The following is a 24,499-nucleotide window of genomic DNA, read 5'->3' as shown; positions in this document are numbered from 1 at the left end:
CCGCCCGGTGAAACCGGACGGCCGCCGTGAAGAACGGGCGGTGCTACGAGGCCTTGGAGGCCTTCAGCATGTACCCGAAGCCGCGCTTGGTCTGGATGATCGGCTCGGCCGAGTACTGGTCGAGCTTGCGGCGCAGGTACGAGATGTAGCTCTCGACGATGCCCGCGTCGCCGTTGAAGTCGTACTCCCACACGTGGTCGAGGATCTGTGCCTTCGACAGCACGCGGTTGGGGTTGAGCATCAGGTAGCGGAGCAGCTTGAACTCGGTGGGGGAGAGTTCGATCTGCGCGTCACCGATCGTGACCTCGTGCGTGTCCTGGTCCATGGTGAGCTCGCCGGCGCGGATGATCGCGTCTTCCTCGTCGTTCATGGTGCGACGCAGGATGGCCTTGATGCGGGCGACGATCTCGTCGAGGGAGAACGGCTTGGTGACGTAGTCGTCGCCGCCGACGGTGAGGCCGGTGATCTTGTCCTCGGTGTCGTCCTTCGCGGTGAGGAACAGGATCGGCGAGGTGTAGCCCGACGACCGCAGGCGCTTGGTGACGCCGAAGCCGTTCATGTCGGGGAGCATCACGTCGAGGATGATCAGGTCGGGTTCTTCCTCGAGCACGGCCGAGATCGCCTGTGCGCCGTTGCCGACGGCACGGACGGCGAACCCGGCGAAGCGCAACGAGGTCGTCAGGAGGTCGCGGATGTTCGGCTCGTCGTCGACGATCAGGATCTTGGGGCCATCGCTCATGGTCCTATCTTCTGACCGTTCCCTAATGGTTTCCTGAGAGCGGTGCGTACGTCAGCCCACGGGCGCCTGGACCTGGTCGGCATCCAGGATCGTGTAGGAGTACCCCTGCTCCGCGAGGAACCGCTGCCGGTTCTGCGCGAAGTCCTGGTCGACGGTGTCCCGCGCGACGAGCGTGTAGAACGACGCCGGCAGGCCGTCCTTGTTCGGACGGAGCAGTCGACCGAGGCGCTGCGCCTCTTCCTGCCGTGACCCGAACGACCCGGAGACCTGGATCGCGACGGTGGCGTCGGGCAGGTCGATCGAGAAGTTCGCGACCTTCGACACGACGAGCACGTCCACCTCGCCGGCACGGAACGCGTCGTACAGCCGTTCGCGCTCGTCGACCGGCGTCGCACCGGTGATCTCTGCCGCGTCGAGCGATGCCGCCAGTTCGTCGAGCTGGTCGATGTACTGCCCGATCACCAGGATCTGCTCGCCGCGGTGCTTCTCGATGAGCTCGCGGACGACCGGGGTCTTCGCGGGCGACGTGGCGGCGAGCCGGTAGCGCTCGTCGTCGCTCGAGGCCGCGTACTCCAGGCGCTCCTGGTGCGGCAGGTCGATGCGGACCTCGTAGCACTCGGCCGGGGAGATGTAGCCCTGCGCCTCGATCTCCTTCCACGGGGCGTCGTAGCGCTTCGGGCCGATGAGCGAGAACACGTCCCCTTCGCGGCCATCCTCGCGCACGAGCGTCGCGGTCAGGCCCAGGCGTCGGCGGGCCTGCAGGTCGGCGGTCAGCTTGAACACCGGGGCGGGCAGCAGGTGCACCTCGTCGTAGACGATGAGGCCCCAGTCGAGGGCGTCGAGCAGCGACAGGTGCGTGTACTCGCCCTTCCGCCGGGCGGTCAGGATCTGGTAGGTCGCGATCGTGACCGGCCGGATCTCCTTGACGCTGCCCGAGTACTCGCCGATGTCCTCGGGCTGCAGGGTCGTGCGCTTGAGGAGCTCGCTGCGCCACTGCCGTGCGGACACGGTGTTCGTCACGAGGATGAGCGTGGTCGCCTTGACGGTCGCCATCGCGCCGGCACCGACCAGGGTCTTGCCAGCACCACAGGGCAGCACGACGACACCGGACCCCTGCGCGAAGAAGGTGTCGACGGCCTGCTCCTGGTACGGGCGCATGTGCCACTCGGCCGTGTCGAGGTCGATGGGGTGCGGCTGCCCGGGGGTGTAGCCCGCCAGGTCCTCGGCCGGCCAGCCGAGCTTCACGAGTTCCTGCTTGATCTGCCCGCGCGCCCACGGCTGCAGCTCGACCTCGGAGGGGTTCCGCATGTCGCCGAGCAGGGGCTTGATCCGCTTCGACCGGATGACCTCGGCCAGCACGGACGGGTCCTCGGCGGTCAGGAGCAGGACGGGCAGGCGCTCCAGTTCCTCGGTGGGGGAGTTCGCGATGACCGGGGCGTCCTCGCGTTCCTCGCGCCGGATGACGAGTCGGCCGTAGCGGGACACCGTGTCGCGGATGTCCACGGTGACGCTCTGCGGGACCGGGAACTTGGCGAAGCGCTCGAGGGTGGCGATCATCGCCTCGGCGTCGTGTCCGGCGGCCCGTGCGTTCCACAGGCCGAGGCGGGTGATGCGGTAGGTGTGCACGTGCTCGGGGGCGCGTTCGAGTTCGGCGAAGGCCGCGAGCTCGTGGCGTGCGTCCTCGGCGTCGGGGTGAGCGACCTCGAGGAGCACGGTGCGGTCGCTCTGCACGATCAGCGGTCCGTTCATGACCTGCCAGCCTAGCCGTCGTCACCTGCGTTCGGGTGACCGTGCACCTCAGGCGTCGCTCTCGACCGCCACGACGAGCGACAGCGGCAGCGTGCGCTCGACGTCGACGCTGGTGTCGCGCCCTCGGACGCGTCCGGCGGCGACCGAGGTCGGGATGATCGAGAACGGCCGTTCGGAGCCGTCCGGCATCCGCACCGTCAGCCGGATCGGCGTGCGACCGCGCACGGCCAGGTCGATCTGCCGCCCCAGCCACTCCTGCTCGGGTTCCGCGTCGCCACGCTGGGTGGTCAGGCGGAGCCGTTCCACGAGTGCGTGCGCCGCCTGTTCCGGCGAGCGTCCGGTGGGGCTGCGCCGACCGGGAGGCCCGTGGTGCGTCTCGGGGCGGGCCCCGGTCGCGAGCACGGCCGGGTAGCGCTGGTCCTCGAGCGCGGTGTGCACGACGTGCGCCGGGTAGCGGGTGGTGAGCGTCGTCAGGTCGCTGCGCTCCCACGCCATCTGCCGGAGTTCGGCGTCCACGCCGATCAGGTCGAGCTGGTCCGCGGTGCCGCGCACCACGGTGCCGACCCCGCCCTCGCCGCGGTCGACGACGATGCTGCCGTCGCGTCCGGCGACCTGGTCGACCAGGTAGGCGAGGGGCTGCGGGACGCCGGTCGACGACAGCCGGGTGAGCAGCGCCAGGACGTCGTCACGGGAGTGCCCGGCACGGAACGCCGTGCGCAGGGTGTCCTCGGAGATGCGGTAGCGGGCGGCCAGACCGGGTGCCTCGAGCACGGCGACCGTGCGCAGGGCGGCGTCGTCGACCGGCGCGAGGGGGCCGGGGGCGATCACCGTCAGGTCGTGCTGCAGGTACACCTGGTCGACGGTGCCGGGCAGGTCCTCCGCCGCGGGCCCGGCGTCACCGTCCAGCAGTGCTCGGCCGGTGCTCGTGACGATGCCGTCGACCGCGAGCCCGAGCGACGCGGCGGTGCCGGCCGCGTCGAGCAGCACGGCGTCGAGCCAGCGAGAGCCCGCCGGGTACGCCCAACGGCCGAGTGCCACGAGGTCGCGCAGGTCCTCGTCGGCGAGGGCGAGGACCTCGTGCACCGCGGGGCCGAGCGTGTCCGCCCACGCCGACACGAGCGTCGCCCAGCGGTCCGGCCAGTCGGCGACGAGCCAGTCCTGTCCGGCGTCGGTGACCGTCCACCGGCCGGAGCCCGGGTCGGCGAACCCGACTCGGTCGAGCAGTGCGAGGCGGCCGGGCACGACGTCGGCGTCGGTGCCGATGCGCTCGGCCAGGGTCTTGGCGAGCGGCGTGCCGATGCCGCCCTTGACGAGCTCGCGGACGGTGCCGGCGTCCACCGCACGCAGCAGCTCGGCGAGCACGGTCATGCTCGAGAACGCCTGCTCCGCGCCCGTGGTGCGCGCGCGGTCCTGGCCGGCCACGTCGTCGGCGTGGGTGGCGCGATCGGGGCGATCCGGGCCTCCCGTCGATCGCAGTGCCACGAGGTCGGGGTGGGCGGCCACGCGTGCGGCGACCGCGTCGTCGACGGCGCCGTCCTCGTCGGCCAGGCCGAGCGTGATCGCCGGACCGAGGCGGTCGGCGTCCCCGCCGTCGCGGAGCGCCAGGATCGTGGCGCGGGGCAGGTGCTCGACGGCGGCGTCGACGGCGTCGTCGGTGCGGAGCGCCTCGGCCAGGTCGAAGAAGTCGGTGATCCGTTGCGGACCGGTCTCGCCGAGGGCGGCCGGGGGCAGGCTCCGCGCAGCGACGAGTCGTTCGAGGGAGTCGTCCGGCAACGCCCGGAGTCGGGCAGCCAGGTCGGCGGTGGTCGTCATCGTCCGGTGCCAGCGTCCGGGGCGGACGTCAGCGAGCCGTCCGGTTGGCTCGTGCGCGGCGCGTCCAGGTGATGGCGAGGAGCGTGAAGACCAGGACCATGCCGATCGGGAAGCCGACGAGCGGGATCGCCATGATCACCGGCCACGGCATGGAGCCCTGCGCGCTCGGGACCGTCAGCCACATGACGATCATCGCCGCCATGCAGAGGAACGCAGCGATGAAGATGCCACCGACCATGAACGCCAGAGCGCGTTCGGTACGATTGAACGTCACCGGGGGTTCTGCGGAATCCTGCGGGTTCCCGGTTGATCGGGTCGGATTGGCCATCGACCCAGGATATCCGACGCACCACGGCCGTACCACGACCTCGAGGAGTCCACGCATGCCCACCGGCAAGGTCAAGTTCTACGACGACGACAAGGGCTTCGGCTTCATCACCGGAGACGACGGCGACCAGGTGTTCCTGCACGCGTCCTCGCTGCCCGAGGGCGTCGTGACCGTGAAGGCGGGATCCCGGCTCGAGTACGGCGTCGTGCAGGGCAAGAAGGGGTCGCAGGCACTGTCCGTGCGGCTCCTCGACCCGCAGCCGTCGTTGTCCCGGATGACCCGTCGCTCCGCGGACGACATGGCCGTGATCGTCGAGGACCTGGTGAAGGAACTCGACCGGATCAGCGGAGACCTCCGCCACGGCCGCTACCCGAAGAACGGCGATCGACTCGCCGCCATCCTGCGGCACGTCGCAGACCAGTTGGAGGCGTGACGCCATGACAGACAGCGACGCAGTACCCGTTGACTACACCGACCTGGCGCGGACCGCGCTGCTCGAGGTGACGCCCGAGTCGAGCATCGGCGCGCCCGTCGGCACCGTGGACGAAGGCGACGGCGTCGTCTCCGTCCTGTTCGCGAACCGCATGCCGGGCTACCCCGGCTGGCGCTGGACCGTCAGCGTCGCGAAGGTCGGCGACGAGGACCCCACCGTGCTCGAGGTCGAGCTGATGCCCGGCGACGGCTCGCTCGTGGCACCGGAGTGGGTGCCGTGGTCCGAGCGACTGGCCGAGTACCGGGCGGCGCAGGACCACGAGTCGGACGAGGAATCCGACGACGACGAGCACGACGACGACTTCGATGACGAGTCGGATGACGACGACGACGACGAGGACGCCGACTACGACGACTCGGACGACGACGAAGCCGACGACGAGCCGGATGACGACGAGGACGACGACGACGCCGAGTTCGAAGCGGACGAGGACGACCTCGACGAACCGGACGACGACGACATCGACGGTGTGGACGTCGACGCGCTCGCCGACACCGCCGATGCGGACGCCTCCGAGCCGGACGCCTCCGAGCCGGACGACGACGACGCCCCGCAGCCCCCTCGCCGTCGTCGCGCGCAGCGCGTGCAGCCCGTCGACCCGGACGCCGACCTCGACGGCGCCCAGCTCGATGCCGGCGAGGTCGACCCGGACTTCCACCGCTCCTGACACGCACCCGAAGAACGACGAAGCACCACGGGATCCCGTGGTGCTTCGTCGTTTCCGTGGTGTTCGTCGCTGGCGCTGGCCTGCGCGACGGACGGGTCAGCGCAGGGCGTCGACCGTGAAGTCGATCGCCTGCACGAGCTTCGCGACGTCGTCCGGGTCGATCGCGGTGAACGTCGCGACGCGCAGCTGGTTGCGCCCGAGCTTCCGGTACGGCTCGGTGTCGACGATGCCGTTCGCGCGCAGGGTCGCGGCGACGGCCTTGGCGTCGATCGAGTCGTCGAGGTCGATCGTGGCGACGACCTGCGAGCGGGCTGCGGGGTCGGTCACGAACGGCGTCGCGTAGTCGACCGACTCGGCCCAGTCGTACAGCGTCGACGACGAGGTCTTCGTGCGGGTGTCCGCCCAGGCCAGGCCGCCGGACTCGTTGATCCAGCGGACCTGGTCGTCGAGCAGCAACAGCGTCGAGATCGCCGGGGTGTTCAGCGTCTGGTTCAGGCGCGAGTTGTCGACGGCGTTCTTGAGCGACAGGAACTCGGGGATGTACCGACCGCTCGATGCGATGCGCTCGACGCGCTCGATCGCGGCGGGGGAGAACAGCGCGAGCCACAGGCCGCCGTCCGAGGCGAAGTTCTTCTGCGGCGCGAAGTAGTAGACGTCGGTGGCGTCCACGTCGAACGCGGCACCACCGGCGGCGCTCGTGGCGTCGACGACCGTGAGCGCTCCGGCGTCACCGGTGGCGCGGACGACCGGGGCCATGACACCGGTCGAGGTCTCGTTGTGGGGGTAGGCGTAGACGTCGACGCCGTCGACGGGCTCGAGCGCGGCGAGCGATCCGCCGGGGGCCTCGACGACGTGCGGTGCCTCGAGCCAGGGGGCGCTGGCGGCCTTGGCGAACTTCGATCCGAACTCGCCGAAGGACAGGTTCTCGGCACGGCGTTCGATGAGCCCGAACGCGGCGGCGTCCCAGAACGCGGTCGAACCGCCGTTGCCGAGGACGACCTCGTAGCCCTCGGGGACCTGGAACAGGTCGGCGAGCCCGGAGCGGACGCTGCCGACCAGGTCCTTCACGGGCTTCTGGCGGTGGGACGTGCCGAGGATCGTGGCCCCGCGCGTCACGAGGGACTCGAGCTGCGCGCCGCGGATCTTGGACGGTCCGCAGCCGAAGCGGCCGTCGGTGGGGAGGAGTTCGGCGGGGATGACGATGTCTGCCATGCGCCGATCCTACCGAGCGCGATCCCAGTGCTGGTGCGCCTGTACCGGCCGGACGGGGAGGCCCGGACCGCTGTGCCCACGGCCCTCTTCTTGCCCCGTGCAAGTGTCGGTCGGAGTTCGTCGGTCCGAACAAGTAGGGTGGTGGCCGCTGGGCCCAGACATGAGAGGCGGACCGTGACCGATCTCGTCGACACCACGGAGATGTACCTTCGCACCATCCTCGACTTGGAGGAGGAGGCGATCGTTCCGCTGCGCGCTCGCATCTCGGAGCGCCTCGGCCACTCGGGCCCGACGGTCTCGCAGACCATCGCCCGCATGGAGCGCGACGGCCTGGTCGTCGTCTCCGGCGACCGCCACCTCGAGCTCACCGACGAAGGGCGCTCCCGAGCCACCCACGTCATGCGCAAGCACCGTCTGGCGGAGCGCCTGCTGGCCGACGTCATCGGACTCGACTGGGCGTTCGTCCACGACGAGGCCTGCCGGTGGGAACACGTCATGAGCGAGCAGGTCGAGGTCCGCCTGCTCGAGATGCTCGGCAACCCGACCGAGTCGCCCTACGGCAACCCGATCCCCGGCCTGGCCGAGATCGGCGGCCCCGCAGCCGCCGGGTTCCTCGACGGCGTGCAGAACATCGTCGCCGCGACCGAGGGCACCGACGCCGTCGCGACCGGTGTCATCCGTCGTCTGGGCGAGCCCGTGCAGTTCGAGCCCGAGCTCCTGCACCAGCTCCGCACGGCCGGCGTCATGCCCGGTCGTCTGGCGAGCGTGCAGCGCGCCGGGGCCTACGTCGCCGTCCGCGTCGAGGGCGAGGACTCGGGCATCGAGCTCCCCGTCGAGGTCGCGCAGCACGTGTACATCGAGCGAGACTGATTTCCTGCCCCTGACCAGGGCTTCTTAACCGTTTCGTTACAAACGGCCCGTTTCATCTCGACAAGGTAACGACGGCCCCGTACACTCGTCGAGTCCCCGGCTGCGCCTGAGCCGGAGACCCGTGGCAGGACGTCTCGAACCCGTCTCCTGCCTCGATCGGAAACGATGACGAACGGATGGGGTTGCACGCCGCCGGACACCCACGGCAGCGTGATGACGAGACGCCGGAGACCACACCCTTGACGCAGACCGGTTCCGCCGCGGACGACCAGACGCCCGCGAACCCGACGAACACCGAGAACGCCACCGACGCACCGCTCACCCGGCGGTCCGTCCGCCAGGCCGACACCCGCCCGACCCGCAAGGTCGTCTCGGTCCGCTCCGCCCCGCTCCCCGGTGGCCGTCGAGCCGCACAGGCCGCAGCCACGGCGACCGCAGCCAAGGCGACCTCGTCGTCGCGCAAGCGCAAGTTCCTCGCGCCCATCGTCCTGACCGTCGCGGCCGGCATGTTCGGCACCGTGGCCGTTGCCCCGGCCTTCGCCGCGCAGCCCTCCACCAGCACCGACGCCGCGAACGCGCAGCGTCAGGTCCGCGCGACCGAGAGCCAGGAGTTCTCGGTGTCCGACGCCGTCGCGCTGGCCGGCACGAGCCGCGACGGCTACGGCGCCACCTCGACGGCGACGCTCGACGCACGAGCGGCGGCCAAGCAGGCTGCGGCCGACCAGGCCGAGGCGACCGCGGAACAGGCCGAGCAGGCAGCATCGGCCACGCAGGCGGCGCGCGCCCAGACCGCCGAGCAGTACGCCTCGTACACCGGTCCGTCCGCCGCCGACTACGTGGCCAGCTCCAGCGCCGCGGACACCCCGTTCTCGCTGCCGGCCGTGGTCGCCACCGCCAAGCAGTACATCGGCACCCCGTACGTCTTCGGCGGCGCCGACCCGTCCGGCTTCGACTGCTCGGGCTACGTCATGTTCGTCTACGCGCAGTACGGCATCAACCTCGCGCACTCGGTGCCGCTGCAGGATCAGGCCGGCACCACGATCCCCGAGTCCGAGGCGCAGCCCGGCGACGTCGTCATCTTCAACAACGAGGCGCACGACGGCTTCTACATGGGCAACGGCATGATCATGGACGCCCCGAAGCCCGGTGGGTCCGTGTCGATCCGTCCCATCTGGACCAGCGACTACCACATCGTCCGCTTCGGCATCTGAGGCATCCGACCCGACCGCGGGGCATCGAACCCGTGAACATCGCCGAAACCGGCCCGCACACCCTCGTGCCGGGCCGGTTTCTGACGTAGCCTGGCGCTGCACCGGTCCGCAAGGCCCCGAGCAGGGAGACCCCATGTCGTTGTTCCGCACGACCCGCACCATGGGTCGGCGCGCGCGCATCGACATACGGTCGACCACCGCCTGCGTGCACGAGCACGCCCCTGCATGACCAGAGCACTGCCCTTCCGGGTGGTGCTCTTCGTGGTTCAGGGGACGTGTGCGCGAGCGACGGTCACCTGCGAAGGACCCCGGTCCGACGCACCCGCAGCGCCTGGAAGCCGTCCAGGCACGTCGGAAGGGAACCAATGCGCACTCTCGTCCTCAACGCCGGTTACGAGCCCCTCGCGGTGATCTCGTTCCGACGAGCCCTCGTGCTGGTCATGAACCAGAAGGCCTCCGTCGTCGCAGCCGACCTCGAACACCCGGTCACCGGGTCGACCTCGAGCTTCGATCGGCCGTCCGTCATCATCCTCACCCGGTACGTGCGCATCCCGCACTCGAGACTCGTGCCGGTGTCGCGCCGCGGAGTCCTGCGCCGTGACGCCAACCGGTGCGCGTACTGCGACCGGCACGCGACGACGATCGACCACGTGCAGCCGAAGTCGCGCGGTGGGCAGGACTCGTGGGAGAACCTCGTGGCCTGCTGCCTGGCGTGCAACAACGAGAAGGGCGACCGCACCCCGCAGGAGATGGGGTGGCGGCTGCGTTTCCGTCCGAAGATCCCGCACGGCTCGTCGTGGGTCGTGCGCGGCATCGAGCGCCCGCAGGCGGAGTGGGACGAGTACCTCGTGGCCGCGTAGCGGCCTGCGCCGCAGGCGCCCGGTGGGCACGAGACGACGGGTCGCGGGTGGCGACCTGTCGCCTTGTGCTCACCCCGTGGCGGACGGGAGGCCCGTGGCGGCCCCGCCACGGGCCTCCCGTCCGCCGTTCGGTCGCGACACGTCAGCGAACGCTGTATGGTCAGCGCATGCTGACCATGGCTCCGCGGCTCGACGTCATGCACCGGCTCGGCCGGGCGATGGCGGACCGGACGCGCTCCCGGATCCTGCTCGAGATGCTCGAAGCGCCCGTCTACCCGGGCCGGCTCGCGGCTGAACTCGGGCTGACCCGGTCCAACGTCTCGAACCACCTCGCGTGCCTGCGCGGATGCGGCATCGTCGTCGCGGTGCCCGAGGGTCGCTCCACCCGGTACGAGATCGCCGACCCGCACCTCGGGGCCGCGATCCGCTCGCTCCTCGAGGTCGTGCTCGCCGTCGACGACGGCGAAGCGTGCACGGACGAGGACTGCGACGTCCCGCTCTGCTGCGGGCCCGGCGCATGACCAGGGTGATGGCTCCGGTCGTCCCCGATCGCCGACTGGTGCTGCAGCGACAGATCCGGTTGATCGTCGCCGCGACGATCACGTACAACGTCATCGAGGCGGTCATCGCGATCGCAGCCGGTTCGGTGGCGTCCTCGACCGCGCTGATCGGCTTCGGACTCGACTCCGTCGTCGAGGTCCTGTCCGCCGCTGCCGTCGCGTGGCAGTTCGCCGGGCCGGACCCCGGAGCGCGGGAGCGCGTCACGCTCAAGGTCATCGCGGTGTCGTTCTTCGCACTGGCGCTGTACGTCAGTGTCGACGCGGTGCTGACCCTGACCGGGCTGCGCGAGCCGGAGCACAGCACCGTCGGGATCGTGTTGGCGGCGGTCAGCCTGGCCGTGATGCCGTTCCTCAGTCTGTTCGAGCGTCGCACGGGCACGGAACTCGGTTCGGCGTCGGCGATCGCGGACTCCAAGCAGACCCTGGTGTGCAGCTACCTGTCCGCCGCGGTGCTGGTCGGGCTGCTCCTGAACACGCTGTTCGGGTGGTCGTGGGCGGATCCGGTGGCCGGCCTGGTGGTCGTCGTGTTCGCGGTGCGCGAGGGGCTCGAGGCCTGGCGGGGCGATGCCTGCAAGCAGCCGGTCGCCGCCCTGACCGGCGAGCGCGCGGTCGACGCCTGCGACTGCTGCTGACGCGGGCTCGGGTGCGTTGATCGCCGTCCGCGTGTCGGTCCCGCTGAGTAGCGTCGCGGGCATGGGCGAGACACCACAGATCGACGACGCGACCATCGAGGACCTCCGCGCGCGACTGCGGGCCACGCGCTGGCCGGACGCCCCCGCTGGCGCTGGTTGGTCGCTCGGGGCGGACGTCGGCGAGCTCCGGTCACTCATCGAGTACTGGGCAGACGGCTTCGACTTCGACGCGCACCGGGCCGCGCTCGCCGCACTGCCCAGCCGACGGCTGACGATCGACGGCACCGGGATCCACGTGCTGCACGCCCGAGCGGACACGCCCGACGCGCTGCCGCTCCTGCTTGCCCACGGCTGGCCGGACTCCGGATGGCGGTACCGTAAGGTCCTGCCGATGCTCGTCGAGGCCGGCTTCGACGTGATCGTGCCGGACATGCCCGGGTACGGGTTCTCCGACGCCCCACCGCAGCCGATCGACGCCCGAGCGGTCGCCGGCATGTGGGCCGAGCTGATGACCGAGCTCGGCTACGAACGGTTCGCGGTCGCCGGCGGGGACATCGGCACCCACGTCGCCCGCTACCTCGCGCTCGACCACGCCGACCGGGTCGTCGCCGTGCACCGCATCGACGGCGGCCTCGCCTGGCCCGGCATCGACCTCGACACGTTGTCGCCGGAGGAACGCGGGTTCGTCGCGGCGACCGCCCGGTGGCGTGACGCCGAGGGTGCCTACGCGATGATGCACCGCACCAAGCCGCAGACCGTCGCGGTCGGCCTGAACGACTCACCGGCCGGGCTCGCCGCGTGGATCGTCGAGAAGCTGCGGTCGTGGAGCGACTGCGACGGCGACCTGTGGTCCGTCTACACGCGGGACGAGGTGCTCACGCTCCTGACCGAGTACTGGGCCACCGGCACGATCGGCTCGGCGATGCGGATGTACCACGCGAACGCCGCGATCCCGGCGGACCAGCTCGCCCGCCGGGTCGAGGTGCCCTCCGGTTTCTCGCTGTTCCCCGGCGACCTGGTGGAGCCGCCGCGGGCGTGGCTCGAGCGGACGACGAACCTGGTGTCGTACCGGATGATGCCGCGCGGCGGGCACTTCGCGCCGTTCGAGCAACCGGCGCTGTACGTCGACGAGCTCACGACGTTCCTGGAGCCGTTCCGCCGCTAGAGTGGATGGGCCAGCCTCTGTAGCTCAATGGAAGAGCAGTTCCGTCCTAAGGAAACGGTTGGGGGTTCGAGTCCCTCCAGGGGCACCAGCAGGTCGTGCCTTCCAGGGGCACTTTGCCGGGCAGTTCTCCACAACCGTCGCGCTGGACGGTAGCGACCCCCGGTCTCCCCGTACGATTGACCCCGTGTCCAAGGTCCTGAGCAGTCTCCCCGTCGGCGAACGAGTCGGCATCGCGTTCTCAGGGGGTCTCGACACCTCCTGCGCCGTTGCCTGGATGCGCGAGAAGGGGGCGATCCCCTGCACGTACACGGCCGACATCGGTCAGTACGACGAGCCGGACATCGACGCCGTCCCGAGCCGCGCCCACGAGTACGGTGCCGAGATCGCCCGCCTGGTCGACGCGAAGAGCGCCCTGGTGGAAGAGGGCCTCGTCGCCCTGCAGACCGGCGCGTTCCACATCCGTTCCGGCGGCAAGACGTACTTCAACACGACGCCCCTCGGTCGTGCGGTGACGGGCACGATGCTCGTCCGTGCGATGAAGGAGGACGGCGTCGACATCTGGGGCGACGGTTCCACCTACAAGGGCAACGACATCGAGCGGTTCTACCGCTACGGCCTGATGGCCAACCCGCGTCTGCGCGTCTACAAGCCGTGGCTCGACTCCGAGTTCGTCGAGGAGCTCGGCGGTCGCAAGGAGATGAGCGAGTGGCTCGTCGCCCGCGGCTTCCCGTACCGCGACTCCACCGAGAAGGCGTACTCGACCGACGCCAACATCTGGGGTGCCACGCACGAGGCGAAGAGCCTCGAAGAGCTCTCGAGCGGCCTGGACATCGTCGAGCCGATCATGGGCGTCGCCGCCTGGCGTGACGACGTCGAGGTCGCCACCGAGGTCGTCAGCATCCGCTTCGAGGCCGGACGCCCCGTCGCGATCAACGGCGAGGAGTACACGGACGCCGTCGCACTCGTCTACGAGGCGAACGCGATCGGCGGTCGTCACGGCCTCGGCGCGTCCGACCAGATCGAGAACCGCATCATCGAGGCGAAGAGCCGCGGCATCTACGAGGCACCGGGCATGGCCCTGCTGCACATCGCCTACGAGCGGCTGCTCAACGCGATCCACAACGAGGACACGGTCGCGTCGTACCACAACGAGGGCCGCCGACTCGGGCGTCTGATGTACGAGGGCCGCTGGCTCGACCCGCAGTCGCTCATGCTCCGCGAGTCCCTGCAGCGCTGGGTCGCCTCGGCCGTCACCGGCGAGGTCACGTTGCGCCTGCGTCGCGGCGACGACTACACGATCCTCGACACGACGGGTCCGGCGCTGTCGTACCACCCCGACAAGCTCTCGATGGAGCGGGTCGGCGACGCCGCCTTCGGTCCGGACGACCGCATCGGCCAGCTGACGATGCGCAACCTCGACATCGCGGACTCCCGCTCAAGGCTCGAGCAGTACGCAGCCGCGGGTCTCATCGGCGGTGCGACGGCCGAGCTCGTCGGTGAGCTCGAGGCGGGCGAGTCCGAGGAGATCCTCGGTGGCGCCGTCATCGCCTCGGACGCCGAGGATGCACTCGGACGCCGGACGGACCTCGCCTCCGAGGGCGCAGCCTTCGACTCCGGCACCGACTGAGCAGAGCGAGACCGTCCGTCGTCCTGGCGGCGATTCAGGCGGTGGCAGCGTCGAGCAGCGGCTCCAGCTGCTCGACGACCAGGTCGGGCCGCGTGATGAACGGGTGGTGCCCGGTCGGCACGTCGACGCTCCGCGTCGCCCGCCCTGCGTGCGCGCGCTGCAGCCCGACGGTGGTGCTGCGGTCCTCGGTGCAGACGAGGTAGGTCGAGTCGACGTCCTGCCAACCGGCTGCCGTCGTCGGCGTCACGAACGCCCCCGCCGACTGGGCGGTCACCCGCTCCCATGCCGCTCGCTGCGTGTTCCCGTCGGCGTCCTGCAGGAAGCGCGCACCGAAGGACGCAGCGTCGTAGCCGGCGACGGCGAGGACACCGTCACCGGCCGGGCCGATCGACACGGGGTCGGGCTCGTCGGCCATGATGCCGGCCTGCGCGGAGCCGACGTCGGGCAGGTACGAGGACACGTACAGCAGGTGCGCGACGGCGTCGTGTCGTCCGGCCTCGGCGATCACGGTGCCGCCGTAGGAGTGCCCGACGACGATCGCCCCGTCGCTGTCGTCGAGGGCGGCGCGCAGGGCGGCTGCGTCCTCGGCGAGCCCACCGTCGGGGTGTCCCGCCGGGCCCTCACCGCAGGACGGCAGCGCAACCGCCCGACTGCGGATGCCGGTGCGGCTGTGCAGCAGGTCGGCGGTGGGCTGCCACCACCAGGCACCGTCGCGGACCAGGGCGCCGTGGACGAACAGGATCTCCATGCCCCGACGCTACGGCGATCCGCGCGGCGGCGCGCGGTCGGCCGAGAAGCGCATCGGACTCGACGACATCGGACGGAACCCCTACCGTGGAGGAACTGGATCGGTCATCAGGGACCCGTCGTCACGATGCTCCCCACACGCTTGTGGGGTCTGGCACAGCGGGTCGATCCGGACGAATCCGAGATGCGCATCATCTCGACGAAGGGCTGGTCATCATGGCCGCCAGAATGCAGCACGACTGGCACCGTCACGGTCTCCGGTCGCCCGAGGACCTCGAAGCCCTCGTGGCCGAACGCCTCGAAGGAACGGGCCACGCTTCCACCAGCACGGGCGACGCACGGCGCGAGCCGTCCTACGCCGACTTCCTCGGCGAGCAGATCTGAGCCGTCCGCTCCGCTGCTCTACGGCTTGTAGAGTCTGTGCATGCGGACAGGACGAACGACGGCAGCTTCCCTCGCGATCGTCGTCGGCGGGCTCTTGGCGCTCATCGGGGTCCAACCGGCCTCGGCGCACTCGGCCCTCACCGGCAGCTCGCCCGCTGACGGCGCGGTCATCACCGAACCGCTCGACCGTGTGGACCTGACGTTCAGCGAGGCACCGCTCGCCGGCCTCGACGCCGGGCTGCGGATCCAGGTCACCGACGCCGACGGCACCGACGTGTCGACGGGAGAGGTGACCGTCTCCGGCATGACGATGGGCAAGGCCGTCGAACTCGAGAACGGCGCGTACACGGTGCTCTGGCGGTACGTGTCGCCGGACGGGCACCCGATCGACGGCACGTACGGGTTCGAGTACCGGGCCGCGGTCGCGACACCGTCCGCGACGACTCCGGCGACGACGGTGCCGACGTCGGACACCGTCACCCCCACTCCGACGTCGACCGCGACGGCCACCGGGGCATCCGATGGTGCGCCCGACTCGGCGCCGGGCATCGCCCCGGGCGTCTGGGTCGCGCTCGGCGCCGGCACGGTCCTCGCCGCCGGGGCCGTCGTCGTGCTCCTCCTGCGCCGCGGCGGCCGCGGTCGCGGTCGCGCGTAGCGCGCCCCGCTCACTTCGTGAGCAGAAATGGTCGGGTCGCCTTCCGGGACCCGACCATTCCTGCTCACCATGCGCCGTGCCCGCGCCCCGGACACGCGCCGGACGGGAGGCCCGCCACCCGGCCGCCACGGGCCTCCCGTCCGACGCCGGCCGCGTCCACCCCCGCTTCTGCTCACCATGCGAGCGCGGCCCGCTACGCGGCGGGTGCCTCCTCGAGCGCGGCGTCCGCCCGCTCCTCGCTGCCGGCGGCCAGGCCGCGCGCGATCTTCCCGCGCGACGCCAGCCACAGCACCACCGCGGCGACGAACACGATGACCTCGGTGACGGTCAGCGCCCAGATGATCCCGGCGAGTCCGAACCACAGGTTGCCGACGATGACGATCGGGATGAACAGCACACCCTGCGCCAGCGACAGCACCATCGCGGGCAGCACCATGCCGGTCGCCTGGAACAGCGAGGTGAGCAGTCCGGTGAACCCGTTCACGATGGCGGCGACGAGCTGCGCCGTCAGGATCGTCAGGCCGATCGCGAGGACCGAGTGGTCGCCGGAGAAGATCGTGAAGACCTGCTCGCGGAACGTGAACACCGCGCCGGAGAACACGAGGACGATCGCCCCGACCGTGACGGCGGCTCCGCGCAGAGCGGCCCGGAGTCGTGCAGCGTCGCCCTTGCCGAACGCGTAGGCGAGCAGCGGCAGTACGCCGATCGTGACACCCATCACCAGGAACTCCGGCACCTGTGCGATGCGGACCGCGACGCCCATGGCGGCGAGCGGGTCGTCGCCGTAGGCGGCGGCGAGGTTGTTGAGCACGAGCGTCGTGACGATGAGGAAGGCGGACTGCAGCAGTTCGCCGACGCCGATGCCGAAGACGGGCTTCAGGATGTCGGCCCGGAGCGTGAACCACTTCGGCGCGAAGCTGACGTTCTCGCTGTTCCGCTGCAGCCACGTCACCCAGTAGGCGATCGACACGACGTTCGCGAGTCCGACCGCCAGCGCTGCACCGCCGACCCCCCAGTGCAGCACGAGGATGAAGAGCACGTCGAACACCAGGTTCCCGATGGTCGACAGGACCAGGCCGATCATCGCCTGGCGTGCGGCACCCTCGGAGCGGACGATCTGCTCGAGGGCGAACGACGAGGCGAGCACCGGGACGAACGCGAGCATCACGGCGACGTACTCGCTCGTGGCGGGGACGGCTGCGGCGTCGGCACCGAGCACGGCAACCAGCGGGCGCAGGAACACGAGTCCCACGACGGCGAGGACCGCGCCGGTGACGACGGCTCCCCACAGCGCGAACGAGGCGACGTGCTTGATGTCCTGCGCCTTGGCGGGGTCGTGCTCCGAGGCGCCGAGCAAGCGGGACATCAGGGCGCTGCCGCCGACGCCGAACACACCGCCGACGGCCATCACGATGCCGAGCAGCGGGGTGCCGAACGTGATCGCGGCGAGCAGCGACGTGTCGTGCTGCGAGCCGATGAAGCCGGCGTTGATGACGTTGTACAGGGCGCTGACGACCATCGCCGCGGCCATCGGCACACACAGGTGCACGAGGGCTCGGGCGATCGGGGCGGCGGAGAGGTACCAGCGGTTGGTGGCCACTGCGGTGTTCTCGGGGGTCGTGGTGGTCATGACTGCCTCCTCGTGGGCAGGGCTGAGGGCGCGACGGGATGCCGTCGCGTGCGGGGTGGCGCCGGGAGGCCCGTGGCGCGTCGAGCGCGCCGGTGACGTCGGTGCCGGGGCGGGCGCTACCGCGTCGGCGGTGCGAGCTCCGCGGTCACCTTCTGCAGCAGGTGCCGCAGGGTGGCGCGTTCGTCCGGGTCGAGTGGTGCGAGCAGGGTGTCGTCGAGGGCGACCATCGCGTCGGTGAAGCCGGCGATGAGGTCGATGCCCGCAGGGGTGGCGTGCACGGTCTTCGTCCGACCGTTCGTGGCGTCGGGTCGTCGTTCGACGAGGCCGCGCCGCTCGAGGCCCTGCAGGAGACTCGAGACGCTGGCCGCGCTGGTCCGGGTGATCTCGGCGATGTCGCGTTGGATCGCTCCGGGGTTCTGCTGCAGGTACCCGAGCACGAAGCTCTGCTCGCGGGTGAGGTCCCGATCACGGACCCACTCGTCGGCCGCCTTGCGCTGTGCCCATCCGATCCACCGCATGAGTTCGAGCGGGGTGGTGAGATCCGGTGCCTGCATGATCAGGACTCTAACTGTTCGAGTTCTAACTGTCAACGCGTGTGGGCCTCCGGTGCAAATGACCCCCGGACGGGTGTGCTGGTCCATCCGGTCCGACGAGTAGGTTGCACAGGAGCGGACTCACCACCCGCCTGTCGGTCCCGGTGCCATTGCCGGGAGTCACTCGAGGATCAGGACACCACCGTGCACGATCACGACACCCACCCGCTCGACCGGCACGTCGGGCCGGCGCACGTCGAGCGGTTCCGCCTGACGCAGAGCGCCGAGACGCTCGGCGTCGTCTGCACCTGCGCGATCGGCGTCGACCACGACAACACGATCCGGCCGCTGCACGCAGAACCCGTCCGCTGAACCCTGTGCGCAACGGCGGGTGCAGCGGGATACTGGGGTGGTGCGTGAACTCCAAGCCGCCATCGCCGCGGACCTCAACGTCCAGCCGACCATCGAGCCGGAGCAGGAGATCGCCCGCCGTGTCGGGTTCCTCCGTGACTACCTGCTCACGACCGGCGCGAAGGGGTTCCTGCTCGCGATCAGCGGCGGCCAGGACTCCACGCTCGCCGGGCGCCTGACCCAGCTCGCGGTCGAGTCCCTCCGCGCCGAGGGTCACCCCGCCGAGTTCACGACCGTCCGCATGCCGTACCGCGTGCAGGCCGACGAGGACGATGCCCAACTCGCCCTGCAGTTCATCGCAGCCGACCCGGGCATCACCGTCAACATCGAGCACGGCGTCGACGGTGTCATGCAGGACACCGCTGCCTCGGGCGTCGAGCTGAGCGACTTCGTGAAGGGCAACGTCAAGGCCCGGATGCGCATGGTCGCCCAGTACGCCGTCGCCGGCCAACGCGGGCTGCTCGTCGTCGGGACCGACCACGCGGCCGAGGCGGTCACCGGCTTCTTCACGAAGTACGGCGACGGCGGCGTCGACCTGACGCCGCTCACCGGCCTGTCGAAGAGCCAGGGGCGGCAGCTGCTCGAGCACCTCGGAGCGCCCGCCCGCCTGTACGAGAAGGCCCCCACCGCAGACCTGCTCGACGAGACGCCCGGCCAGACCGACGAAGCGAACCTCGGGCTGTCCTACGCCGAGATCGACGCCTACCTGCAGGGGCACGACGTGCCGCTCGAGGTCGCCGAGGCGATCGAGGCGCGGTACCGCGCGACCGAGCACAAGCGCCAGGTGCCGGCGACGCCCTTCGACGACTGGTGGCGTGCGGGCGCGTAGGCGCTGACGCGACCATCGACAGGAGGCGCGCTGCAGGTGATCCTGCACCGCGCCTCCTGTCCGTCCGCGCGGTCTCCTAGGATGGGAGCCGACGGAACAACAGATGCGGAATCCAGGCTGTCGCCTGGTCCGGAGGGGGAGTCATGGAAGTACTGTTCGCGCTCGGTGCCATTCCGCTGATCATCGTGGGGATCATCGTCCTCGCCGTGATCGCGCTGATCTACGCGAAGGTCGTGTACCGCAACGCCGGGGCCGACGAAGCGCTCATCATCACCGGCAAGCGCTCGCGCAAGGTCAAGAACGACGACGGCACCGAGACCGTCGAGTCCGGCATCAAGGTGGTGCTCGGAGCCGGCGTCCTCGTCCGGCCGTTCTTCGAGAAGGTCGCGAAGCTCTCGCTCAGCTCACGAGCGATCGACATCAACGTCAACGCGCAGGACTCCCGCGGTGTGACGATCGACGTCGAGGCCGTCGCGCTCGTCAAGGTCGGGGAGGCCGATTCCTCGATCCGGGCGGCCGCGCAGCGGTTCCTCGGGCAGGAGAAGAAGATCGACGACTTCGCGCGTGAAGTCTTGTCGGGTTCGCTCCGTGCGTCGATCGGCGCGACCGACGTGTCGACGATCATCCGCAACCGCGACCAACTGACCGTCGCCGTGCTCACCGTCGCGCAGGACGCGCTGCACAGCCAGGGGCTCGACGTCGACTCCTTCGAGATCAAGGGCATCTCGGACCGCAACGAGTACATCAGTGACCTCGGCCGTGCCGAACGCGCCCGCGTCCGGCTCGAGGCGGAGAACGCCGAGGCGCAGGCCGACCGCGAAGCGCGAGAGGCCCGTGCGACCGCCGACCAGGCCATCGCCGAGGCCGAGAACACCTTGGCGATCCGACGTGCCGCGCTGCAGCTCGACGCCGATCGGGCATCGGCCGAGGCCGCAGCCGCCGGTCCGCTCGCCCAGGCCCGTGCGGCGCAGGGCGTCGTCGAGCAGGAGCAGATCACCGCGCAGAAGCGTGCCGAGCTGCGCCGTGCCGAACTCGAGTCCGAGGTCTCCGCCGTCGCCGAGGCGCAGGCGCGCAAGACCCGTGTCGAGGCCGAAGCCGCAGCCGGTGCCCAGGTCGAGACCGCTCGTGCCCAGGCCGAGGCCCGTCGGATCTCCGCCGAGGCGATCGCCGCCGAGGCGAAGGCCGAGTCCGAGGCGCGGAAGCTGGCCGCCGACGCCTCCCGTGCCGAGGGTGCGGCTGCCGCCGATGCGATCCGCGCCAAGGGCCAGGCCGAGGCGGACGCCACGAAGGCCCAGGCCGACGCACTCGCGCAGCACTCCGAAGCCGTCCTGCGGGTCAAGGCCATCGAGACCTTGCCCAGCATCGCCCGCGAACTCGCGGCGCCGATGGGCAACATCGACAAGCTGACCGTGGTGTCCTCCGACGGCGCCGGCGCCCTGTCGAAGAGCGTCGTGAGCCAGTTCAGCGAGGTGGACGCTCTGCTCGGGACGACTGCCGGGTTCACCCTGAGCGACATCGTCAAGAGTGCGACGACGGGGCAGGCCGCGGCCCGGGCCGTCGTGCGCGAGCAGTCCGCCGATGTCGTGGAGCCGATCGAGTAGTCGTCAGCGGCAGCGCGCAGCGGGCGTGGCGAGGATCAGTCCTCGTCGCGCCCGTTCTCGTCCCGGCGCTCGCGCTGCTGGCCACCGGCGTCCTCGCGCTGGCCGCCGTTGCGCGGGTCCGCGTCGCGCGGGTCCTCGGCGCCGGCAGCGTCGCGCTGGTCGGCGAGCCGCTGCTGCCACACGACGCTGCGGGCCGCGCCCTCGAGGATGTCGTCGACGCTCCGTCCGGTCTGCGCCGCGAGCGCACCGCTGAGTCCGGCGGTGAGGGTCCCGCCGGCCGATGCCAGTCGTTCGACCACCTGTTCCTGGCGCGGGGTCAGGGGTTCGTCGACCATCTCGTCGATGGTGTCGCGGATGTTCTGCTCGCTCGCGTCCAGTGCCGCCTCGTCACCGGAGTGCAGCGCTGCTGCCTCTCCGACGACGACGAGACCGAGGCGCGCGGCGTCGTCTTCGGGACGCGGAGTGCGGTGCTCATCAGTCATGCGGGGGACCGTACGCTCCGTGGTGCCGCGCTTGCTGGACAGACGGGGTACCCGACGCCTGTCGTTCGTCGTCAATGCGGTGTCGTGTCCCACCGGCGGAGCAGCCACTCCGCAGCGGCCAGACCCTCGCGCCGTTGGAAGTCACGGATGGTCGGCATGTTCGGCGGTGCCGGGGGCAATGCGTGCTCGAAGAACAGACCGGCGAGACCGGCGAGTACGGCGTCGACCGTGGTGGCGGGCACACCGGTGAACACCGGGTGGGTGGCGAGGTGGTGCTCGACGTCGGTGTCCTCGCCGCGGACGAGCGTGTCGATCAGGTAGGTCAGCGGGTCGAGCCAGTGCGCGCCGATGCTCGCCCACGGCCAGTCGACGACCCAGACGGCCCCGGAGCGGTCGACGAGCAGGTTGTCGGCACGGCAGTCGGCGTGCACGAGGTGCTCGCCGTCGACGAGGGTCGCTGCCCGGGCGGCGGTGCGGGCGAACTCGGGTCCGGCGGCGAGCACGTGCACCGGAACGACCTCGGCGGCCCGGTCGGACAGGGTGGGGTCGCCGAGCATCCGGTCCCACGCGCCGAACTCGTGTCGCAGGTCGTCGGCGATCCGGGGGAGCGTGCCGAGGTCGCCGGTCGCCGACGGCAGGGTGTCCAGTGCATCGAGCACCGCCGCGGTGTCCCTGCCGTCGAGTGCTGCCCCGGGGTGTTTGCCCTCGATGTCGTCGAGGACCAGGACGACCCACTCGTCGCCGTCCACGGTGGCATCGAAGGCGTCCAGCAGGGGCGGCGCCTGCACGGTCGACGGCAGCTGCGCCACCACGCGGGCTTCCCGGCGGTGCAGGGCGAAGGCATCGGCGTTCCGCGATCGCGAGACCGTCTTGACGAACGCCCGTCGCCCCGTCGCCGTGACCACACGGTCGGCACTCCCCGGCGACCACCCGGCGGTCTGGGACTCAGCGTTCGTCACCGTTCCGCCGAGGGTCTGTTCCACCCGGTCGCGCAGGACCGCCGGCACGTCCGTCCACGCAGTTCGCCCCATGCCCGACGACGCTACCTGAGAAGCCGTTCACGGACGTGCAGGGATGGCAAGTTTGCGCTGGCGGCAAACGTGCTCTTAATGTAAAGTTGCAGCGTCTGCAAGGTTGACCCGCCGTTCGACGGCCCGCCACACACGCTCCGGCGTCCCTTGCCCGCACGACGACCACCACGCACCCCTGAAGGACCTCCATGTCTACTGCCACCGCACCCGTCGAGGTGTCGCGCGGACGACACGACTCCCCGGCCAGCACGCCGGGCAAGCCGATCATGTCGCACCGTCAGATCCTGCTCGTCATCTACGGCCTCATGGCCGGCATGTTCCTGTCGTCGCTCGACCAGACGATCGTCGGCACCGCGATCCGCACCATCGGCGACGACCTGCACGGTCTCGACCAGCAGGCGTGGGTCACGACCGCGTACCTGATCGCGTCGACCATCACGACGCCGATCTACGGCAAGCTCTCCGACGTCTTCGGCCGCCGGCCGCTGTACATCTTCGGCATCGCGGTCTTCATCCTCGGCTCGCTGCTCTCGACGATGTCGACCTCGATGATCATGCTCGCCGCATTCCGTGCCTTCCAGGGCATCGGTGCCGGTGCGCTGATGTCGCTGCCGCTCGCGATCATGGGCGACATCCTCGCCCCGCGTGAGCGCGCCAAGTACCAGGGCTACTTCCTCGCGGTCTTCGGCATCTCGTCCGTCATCGGCCCGCTCATCGGCGGCCTGTTCGCCGGCGCGAGCACGATCCTCGGTGTCACCGGCTGGCGCTGGGTCTTCCTGATCAACGTGCCGATCGGCGTCGCGGCGCTCCTGATGGTCATCGCCTTCCTGCACCTGCCGAAGTTCGGTGACGCCAAGGCGAAGCCGCGCATCGACTGGTGGGGTGCCACCTCGGTCATCGCGACGCTCGTCCCGCTCCTGCTCGTGGCCGAACAGGGCCGCACCTGGGGCTGGGGTTCTGCCGGCGCCATCGCCTGCTACGTGATCGGCGCGCTCGGGCTCGTCGCGTTCCTGGTGATCGAGACCCTCATGAAGGACGACGCGATCATCCCGCTCAAGCTCTTCCGCTCGGGCACCTTCTCGATGGCCACGATCCTCGGGTTCCTGGTCGGCTTCGCGATGTTCGGCGCCATGCTGACCATCCCGCTGTACCTGCAGATCGTCACGGGGCTGACGCCGACCGAGTCCGGCTTCGCGACCCTGCCGATGATCGGTGGTCTCATGATCGCCTCGATCGCCTCCGGACAGATCGTCGCCCGCACCGGTCGCTACCGGATCTTCCCGGTGATCGGCACGGCCCTGGTCTCGGTCGGCTACGTCGTCCTGACGTTCATGACGATCGACAAGCCGCTCTGGTTCCTGATGATCGGCATGTTCCTGATCGGCCTCGGCCTCGGGCAGCTCATGCAGAGCATCACCCTGGCCTCGCAGAACTCCGTGCAGCCGCGGGACATGGGTGTGGCGACGTCGTCCGCCACGTTCTTCCGCCAGATCGGTGGAACGCTCGGTACGGCGGTGCTGCTCAGCATCCTGTTCTCGATCATGCCGGCGAACATCCTGCACGCCACCGCGGACCAGAAGAACCTGTCCGGTGCGCTCGACGCCGCCCTGAACCCGACCGTCGCCACGGCGAAGGCGAACGCGGGCGTCATGGAGCAGATCTGGAACCCGATCGTCACCCCGGTGAAGTCGCAGGTGCAGTCCGGCCTCGAGCAGGCCACCGCGCAGGTCACCGCCGCGATGACCGGCGCCCCGGAGGCCGTGCAGCAGCAGGCCCTCACCGCCGCAGCCGACAAGGCGCACGCCAGCGTGCAGGACGGCAAGCTCGTGGTCGACTGGTCGGACGCCTCGCAGCGCTCGTACTGGGTCGGCGAGCTCGCCCCCGAACTGTCGAAGCAGATCGACAAGGGGGCCGGCGACGGCAGCAGCTCGAGCAGCGAGACGAGCGACACGTCCTACCTCAACGGTGCGACCCCGGCACTGACCAAGCCGTTCATGAGCGGCTTCAACGCGTCGGCCGTGACCGTCTACTGGGTCGGCTTCGCCGTGATCCTGCTGGCGTTCGTCCTCAGCTGGTTCTTCAAGGCGCCGCCGCTCCGCAAGAGCTCGGCCCTGCAGGAGCAGGCCGACCAGGCTGGCACCGCCGATGACCTCGAGGTGCAGGCCGTCAAGGCGGCCGACACGATGGGGTCGCCCACGGCGCCCGTCACCGGTTCGATCCCCGTCCAGCGGGATCGCGTGTAGGACCGGCCACCGGGGCCTCTCGTCACCA

At 70.4% G+C, this 24,499-nt stretch carries 25 protein-coding genes and 1 tRNA gene; 16 read left to right on the top strand and 10 right to left on the bottom strand.

Annotated features, from left to right (window positions below):
* Nucleotides 1–43: 43 nt before the first annotated feature.
* From ABH929_RS16260 to ABH929_RS16245, 4 genes are read right to left on the bottom strand one after another with little or no spacing between them, the layout of a single operon-like run.
* A complete protein-coding gene (locus ABH929_RS16260; RefSeq protein WP_017888045.1) occupies nucleotides 44–739 on the bottom strand; it encodes a response regulator transcription factor in 696 nt (231 codons plus the stop codon).
* Nucleotides 740–790: 51 nt separating this feature from the next.
* Nucleotides 791–2,488, bottom strand: coding sequence for a DNA repair helicase XPB (locus tag ABH929_RS16255; RefSeq protein WP_263054722.1), 1,698 nt, complete (start codon nucleotides 2,486–2,488; stop codon nucleotides 791–793).
* A gap of 48 nt (nucleotides 2,489–2,536) precedes the next feature.
* On the bottom strand, nucleotides 2,537–4,300 hold the full coding sequence (locus ABH929_RS16250) for a helicase-associated domain-containing protein (protein WP_404561924.1): 1,764 nt from the start codon (nucleotides 4,298–4,300) through the stop codon (nucleotides 2,537–2,539).
* A gap of 28 nt (nucleotides 4,301–4,328) precedes the next feature.
* Nucleotides 4,329–4,574, bottom strand: a complete 246-nt coding sequence (locus ABH929_RS16245) for a hypothetical protein (protein WP_123340886.1) — start codon at nucleotides 4,572–4,574, stop codon at nucleotides 4,329–4,331.
* Nucleotides 4,575–4,683: 109 nt separating this feature from the next.
* Here ABH929_RS16245 and ABH929_RS16240 point away from each other — a divergent pair, with 109 nt between their 5' ends.
* Nucleotides 4,684–5,061: a cold-shock protein gene (locus tag ABH929_RS16240; protein WP_131846066.1), complete on the top strand. Its 378-nt coding sequence runs from the start codon at nucleotides 4,684–4,686 to the stop codon at nucleotides 5,059–5,061.
* 4 nt (nucleotides 5,062–5,065) lie between these two features.
* Nucleotides 5,066–5,788 (top strand): DUF3027 domain-containing protein, encoded by a 723-nt coding sequence (locus ABH929_RS16235; protein WP_404561922.1) that lies wholly within the window; start codon nucleotides 5,066–5,068, stop codon nucleotides 5,786–5,788.
* Nucleotides 5,789–5,884: 96 nt separating this feature from the next.
* On the opposite strand, the gene serC is transcribed toward ABH929_RS16235, so the two are convergent.
* Nucleotides 5,885–7,000, bottom strand: coding sequence for a phosphoserine transaminase (gene serC / locus ABH929_RS16230; RefSeq protein ID WP_263054725.1), 1,116 nt, complete (start codon nucleotides 6,998–7,000; stop codon nucleotides 5,885–5,887).
* Between the two features lie 174 nt (nucleotides 7,001–7,174).
* Here serC and ABH929_RS16225 point away from each other — a divergent pair, with 174 nt between their 5' ends.
* The 8 genes from ABH929_RS16225 (at nucleotide 7,175) to argG (ending at nucleotide 13,925) form a co-directional block, all read left to right on the top strand.
* The gene (locus ABH929_RS16225) at nucleotides 7,175–7,870 is read left to right on the top strand and encodes a metal-dependent transcriptional regulator (RefSeq protein ID WP_111085212.1); all 696 of its coding nucleotides are present in this window, start codon (nucleotides 7,175–7,177) and stop codon (nucleotides 7,868–7,870) included.
* A gap of 176 nt (nucleotides 7,871–8,046) precedes the next feature.
* Entirely contained in the window at nucleotides 8,047–9,081 is a 1,035-nt protein-coding gene (locus ABH929_RS16220) for a C40 family peptidase (RefSeq protein WP_404561920.1), read from the top strand.
* A 365-nt stretch (nucleotides 9,082–9,446) separates the two neighbouring features.
* Nucleotides 9,447–9,941: an HNH endonuclease gene (locus ABH929_RS16215; protein WP_111085210.1), complete on the top strand. Its 495-nt coding sequence runs from the start codon at nucleotides 9,447–9,449 to the stop codon at nucleotides 9,939–9,941.
* Nucleotides 9,942–10,108: 167 nt separating this feature from the next.
* Nucleotides 10,109–10,462: a helix-turn-helix transcriptional regulator gene (locus ABH929_RS16210; protein ID WP_205463203.1), complete on the top strand. Its 354-nt coding sequence runs from the start codon at nucleotides 10,109–10,111 to the stop codon at nucleotides 10,460–10,462.
* Nucleotides 10,459–11,133, top strand: coding sequence for a cation diffusion facilitator family transporter (locus ABH929_RS16205; RefSeq protein WP_404561919.1), 675 nt, complete (start codon nucleotides 10,459–10,461; stop codon nucleotides 11,131–11,133). Before ABH929_RS16210 ends, ABH929_RS16205 begins: the two co-directional genes overlap by 4 nt.
* A gap of 61 nt (nucleotides 11,134–11,194) precedes the next feature.
* The gene (locus ABH929_RS16200; RefSeq protein ID WP_404561918.1) at nucleotides 11,195–12,298 is read left to right on the top strand and encodes an epoxide hydrolase family protein; all 1,104 of its coding nucleotides are present in this window, start codon (nucleotides 11,195–11,197) and stop codon (nucleotides 12,296–12,298) included.
* Between the two features lie 13 nt (nucleotides 12,299–12,311).
* Nucleotides 12,312–12,386: transfer RNA gene (locus ABH929_RS16195), tRNA-Arg, on the top strand.
* A 96-nt stretch (nucleotides 12,387–12,482) separates the two neighbouring features.
* A complete protein-coding gene (gene argG, locus ABH929_RS16190) occupies nucleotides 12,483–13,925 on the top strand; it encodes an argininosuccinate synthase (protein WP_123293324.1) in 1,443 nt (480 codons plus the stop codon).
* A gap of 34 nt (nucleotides 13,926–13,959) precedes the next feature.
* Here argG and ABH929_RS16185 read toward each other — a convergent pair whose 3' ends face one another.
* Entirely contained in the window at nucleotides 13,960–14,673 is a 714-nt protein-coding gene (locus ABH929_RS16185; RefSeq protein ID WP_404561917.1) for an alpha/beta hydrolase, read from the bottom strand.
* 215 nt (nucleotides 14,674–14,888) lie between these two features.
* Between ABH929_RS16185 and ABH929_RS16180 the strand changes: the two genes are divergently transcribed.
* Both ABH929_RS16180 and ABH929_RS16175 read left to right on the top strand, forming a co-directional pair.
* Nucleotides 14,889–15,056: a hypothetical protein gene (locus tag ABH929_RS16180; protein WP_181437521.1), complete on the top strand. Its 168-nt coding sequence runs from the start codon at nucleotides 14,889–14,891 to the stop codon at nucleotides 15,054–15,056.
* A gap of 40 nt (nucleotides 15,057–15,096) precedes the next feature.
* Complete coding sequence (locus ABH929_RS16175) at nucleotides 15,097–15,711, top strand: copper resistance protein CopC (protein ID WP_404561915.1); 615 nt, start codon at nucleotides 15,097–15,099, stop codon at nucleotides 15,709–15,711.
* 193 nt (nucleotides 15,712–15,904) lie between these two features.
* Here the strand turns inward: ABH929_RS16175 and ABH929_RS16170 are convergent, their stop codons facing one another.
* Complete coding sequence (locus ABH929_RS16170; RefSeq protein WP_404561913.1) at nucleotides 15,905–17,341, bottom strand: MATE family efflux transporter; 1,437 nt, start codon at nucleotides 17,339–17,341, stop codon at nucleotides 15,905–15,907.
* A 116-nt stretch (nucleotides 17,342–17,457) separates the two neighbouring features.
* A complete protein-coding gene (locus tag ABH929_RS16165) occupies nucleotides 17,458–17,895 on the bottom strand; it encodes a MarR family winged helix-turn-helix transcriptional regulator (protein ID WP_205463195.1) in 438 nt (145 codons plus the stop codon).
* Between the two features lie 183 nt (nucleotides 17,896–18,078).
* Between ABH929_RS16165 and ABH929_RS16160 the strand changes: the two genes are divergently transcribed.
* The 3 genes from ABH929_RS16160 (at nucleotide 18,079) to ABH929_RS16150 (ending at nucleotide 20,715) form a co-directional block, all read left to right on the top strand.
* Nucleotides 18,079–18,246 (top strand): hypothetical protein, encoded by a 168-nt coding sequence (locus tag ABH929_RS16160; protein ID WP_404561912.1) that lies wholly within the window; start codon nucleotides 18,079–18,081, stop codon nucleotides 18,244–18,246.
* A gap of 40 nt (nucleotides 18,247–18,286) precedes the next feature.
* Complete coding sequence (nadE, locus tag ABH929_RS16155; protein ID WP_263054792.1) at nucleotides 18,287–19,114, top strand: ammonia-dependent NAD(+) synthetase; 828 nt, start codon at nucleotides 18,287–18,289, stop codon at nucleotides 19,112–19,114.
* Nucleotides 19,115–19,257: 143 nt separating this feature from the next.
* The gene (locus tag ABH929_RS16150; protein ID WP_205463192.1) at nucleotides 19,258–20,715 is read left to right on the top strand and encodes an SPFH domain-containing protein; all 1,458 of its coding nucleotides are present in this window, start codon (nucleotides 19,258–19,260) and stop codon (nucleotides 20,713–20,715) included.
* 35 nt (nucleotides 20,716–20,750) lie between these two features.
* Here the strand turns inward: ABH929_RS16150 and ABH929_RS16145 are convergent, their stop codons facing one another.
* Together ABH929_RS16145 and ABH929_RS16140 are read right to left on the bottom strand one after the other, a co-directional pair.
* Nucleotides 20,751–21,197 carry a hypothetical protein gene (locus ABH929_RS16145; RefSeq protein ID WP_263054744.1) on the bottom strand — a complete coding sequence of 149 codons (447 nt, stop codon included), beginning with the start codon at nucleotides 21,195–21,197 and terminating at the stop codon, nucleotides 20,751–20,753.
* A 71-nt stretch (nucleotides 21,198–21,268) separates the two neighbouring features.
* The gene (locus ABH929_RS16140) at nucleotides 21,269–22,228 is read right to left on the bottom strand and encodes a phosphotransferase (RefSeq protein ID WP_404561910.1); all 960 of its coding nucleotides are present in this window, start codon (nucleotides 22,226–22,228) and stop codon (nucleotides 21,269–21,271) included.
* Nucleotides 22,229–22,416: 188 nt separating this feature from the next.
* On the opposite strand from ABH929_RS16140, the gene ABH929_RS16135 reads away from it, so the two are divergent.
* A complete protein-coding gene (locus tag ABH929_RS16135; protein WP_404561909.1) occupies nucleotides 22,417–24,471 on the top strand; it encodes an MDR family MFS transporter in 2,055 nt (684 codons plus the stop codon).
* Nucleotides 24,472–24,499 lie beyond the last annotated feature (28 nt).

This window comes from Curtobacterium sp. AB7, assembly GCF_044909335.1.
Lineage (GTDB): Bacteria > Actinomycetota > Actinomycetes > Actinomycetales > Microbacteriaceae > Curtobacterium.
The sequence above is the reverse complement of the archived record's forward strand: the minus strand, read 5'-3'. Positions and strand labels throughout refer to the sequence as shown.

Bases quoted from the DNA above. Each gene is read 5' to 3' on its own strand.
- ABH929_RS16135 (WP_404561909.1), top strand. From the start codon at position 22,417: ATGTCTACTGCCACCGCACCCGTCGAGGTGTCGCGCGGACGACACGAC.
- ABH929_RS16175 (WP_404561915.1), top strand. From the start codon at position 15,097: ATGCGGACAGGACGAACGACGGCAGCTTCCCTCGCGATCGTCGTCGGC.
- ABH929_RS16235 (WP_404561922.1), top strand. From the start codon at position 5,066: ATGACAGACAGCGACGCAGTACCCGTTGACTACACCGACCTGGCGCGG.
- ABH929_RS16200 (WP_404561918.1), top strand. From the start codon at position 11,195: ATGGGCGAGACACCACAGATCGACGACGCGACCATCGAGGACCTCCGC.
- ABH929_RS16205 (WP_404561919.1), top strand. From the start codon at position 10,459: ATGACCAGGGTGATGGCTCCGGTCGTCCCCGATCGCCGACTGGTGCTG.
- ABH929_RS16260 (WP_017888045.1), bottom strand. From the start codon at position 739: ATGAGCGATGGCCCCAAGATCCTGATCGTCGACGACGAGCCGAACATC.
- ABH929_RS16215 (WP_111085210.1), top strand. From the start codon at position 9,447: ATGCGCACTCTCGTCCTCAACGCCGGTTACGAGCCCCTCGCGGTGATC.
- ABH929_RS16240 (WP_131846066.1), top strand. From the start codon at position 4,684: ATGCCCACCGGCAAGGTCAAGTTCTACGACGACGACAAGGGCTTCGGC.
- ABH929_RS16140 (WP_404561910.1), bottom strand. From the start codon at position 22,228: ATGGGGCGAACTGCGTGGACGGACGTGCCGGCGGTCCTGCGCGACCGG.
- ABH929_RS16210 (WP_205463203.1), top strand. From the start codon at position 10,109: ATGCTGACCATGGCTCCGCGGCTCGACGTCATGCACCGGCTCGGCCGG.
- ABH929_RS16250 (WP_404561924.1), bottom strand. From the start codon at position 4,300: ATGACGACCACCGCCGACCTGGCTGCCCGACTCCGGGCGTTGCCGGAC.
- ABH929_RS16170 (WP_404561913.1), bottom strand. From the start codon at position 17,341: ATGACCACCACGACCCCCGAGAACACCGCAGTGGCCACCAACCGCTGG.
- ABH929_RS16150 (WP_205463192.1), top strand. From the start codon at position 19,258: ATGGAAGTACTGTTCGCGCTCGGTGCCATTCCGCTGATCATCGTGGGG.
- ABH929_RS16145 (WP_263054744.1), bottom strand. From the start codon at position 21,197: ATGACTGATGAGCACCGCACTCCGCGTCCCGAAGACGACGCCGCGCGC.
- ABH929_RS16255 (WP_263054722.1), bottom strand. From the start codon at position 2,488: ATGAACGGACCGCTGATCGTGCAGAGCGACCGCACCGTGCTCCTCGAG.
- ABH929_RS16165 (WP_205463195.1), bottom strand. From the start codon at position 17,895: ATGCAGGCACCGGATCTCACCACCCCGCTCGAACTCATGCGGTGGATC.
- serC (WP_263054725.1), bottom strand. From the start codon at position 7,000: ATGGCAGACATCGTCATCCCCGCCGAACTCCTCCCCACCGACGGCCGC.
- ABH929_RS16220 (WP_404561920.1), top strand. From the start codon at position 8,047: ATGGGGTTGCACGCCGCCGGACACCCACGGCAGCGTGATGACGAGACG.
- ABH929_RS16180 (WP_181437521.1), top strand. From the start codon at position 14,889: ATGGCCGCCAGAATGCAGCACGACTGGCACCGTCACGGTCTCCGGTCG.
- ABH929_RS16185 (WP_404561917.1), bottom strand. From the start codon at position 14,673: ATGGAGATCCTGTTCGTCCACGGCGCCCTGGTCCGCGACGGTGCCTGG.